This window comes from Enterobacter sp. CM29 (genome assembly GCF_013179605.1).
Lineage (GTDB): Bacteria > Pseudomonadota > Gammaproteobacteria > Enterobacterales > Enterobacteriaceae > Enterobacter > Enterobacter intestinihominis.
Map to the genome: position 1 here is coordinate 1 of NZ_JABMCU010000357.1, position 1236 is coordinate 1236.

At 52.7% G+C, this 1236-nt stretch carries 2 protein-coding genes; both read right to left on the minus strand.

From position 1 onward, the window contains the following. On the minus strand, nt 1-816 hold an 816-nt coding region (locus HP459_RS22985; RefSeq protein WP_171936931.1), incomplete at its 3' end, for a site-specific integrase. 45 nt (nt 817-861) lie between these two features. Further along, complete coding sequence (locus HP459_RS22990) at nt 862-1107, minus strand: excisionase family protein (RefSeq protein ID WP_014070846.1); 246 nt, start codon at nt 1105-1107, stop codon at nt 862-864. Nucleotides 1108-1236: the final 129 nt, after the last annotated feature.

Below are 1236 nucleotides of genomic sequence, written 5' to 3' on the forward strand. Positions count from 1 at the left end.
TCCGGCGTCCGTTTTCGGAAGGGTGAACTCCTTCGTCAAAGTATGGTTCCGGCGGATGATCATCGTGCCTGCTTTCAGGTCAATATCTTCCCAGGCAAGAGCTACCAGCTCTCCGTGACGTACTCCGGTATAAACTGCCAGCGACCACATGTTTTTCAACTGCTGATGAGTGCATGCGTTAATCATCCGGATGAACTCTTCTCGCGTCAGTGGGTCAGGCTCAGTGCGTGCCCGTTTGAGCTGAGAAATACCATTAAACGGATTCGCTTTTACATACCCGCTATCAGCTGCAAAGTTAAACATACCTGACATGGTTCTCATGTAGTTGTTCACCGTTCTGACAGAGCGCCCTTTCACCGGTGTTTTCTGTCCTGTCTTCAGGACGTGATAACCGGTCAGCAATTCCTTTCTGATAAACAGCAGGTCTTCCTGCGTCACCGCTGAAGCCAGTCTGTCTCCGCCTATCCTTGGCACCATGTTGCGCGCTATTGATGTATAGCGAGACATAGCGTTGGTGCTGATTTCCATGCGCTTCAGTTCAAGCCACTTCTTCGCCAGTTCCATCACTGTTATTTCCTTACTCTCCACCCCGAATTTCTTCAGGTTAGGCGAGTCAGGAAACTGGGCGGCATAGTTGAAGTTGCCGGTCTTTATCGAAAAGCATACCGACGCGCGCAGCTCGCCAGCGACCTTTCTGTTTTTTGGTGTATCCGGCACGCCGAGGCTTTCACGCACCCGGCTGCCTTTATAGATGAACCATATGCGGATCGTACCGCCATGGTTCTCCACGCCTGTTGGGTATGCTGACTTAGCCATTATTCCCTCCTGACGTCCAAGAGCCCGCTAAGCATAAACGGATCTTCATTGGCGCGCACCTGGCTGTTTCTTTGACATGCTCTCAACCCACTGGTCGACAGCTTTACGGTTGTACATGCATTCGCTGTTTTTCTTCGGCACGCCGTCCGGTGAGACGTGAAGGTATTCCCGTCCTACCATCCAGCATTTTTTGCGGGCCCGCTCGATAGTGCCCGGGCGAAGGCCGGTAATCTCGACGAGCTTTTCTTCTGTTACCCAGTCGTTGGGCACGATCAAGGTCATTTCGCTCATGGGTGTCTCCAGGCAAAAAGAGGCCCGGCGTACCGGGCAAAAGGGATAACGGAGCAGTGCTATCGCACCCAATAGCCAGCTCATAACTGGCTATCAGTTGCGTCAGGCAGCAGGGGTTGGGTATGGGAG

Bases quoted from the DNA above. Each gene is read 5' to 3' on its own strand.
- HP459_RS22990 (WP_014070846.1), bottom strand. From the start codon at position 1,107: ATGAGCGAAATGACCTTGATCGTGCCCAACGACTGGGTAACAGAAGAA.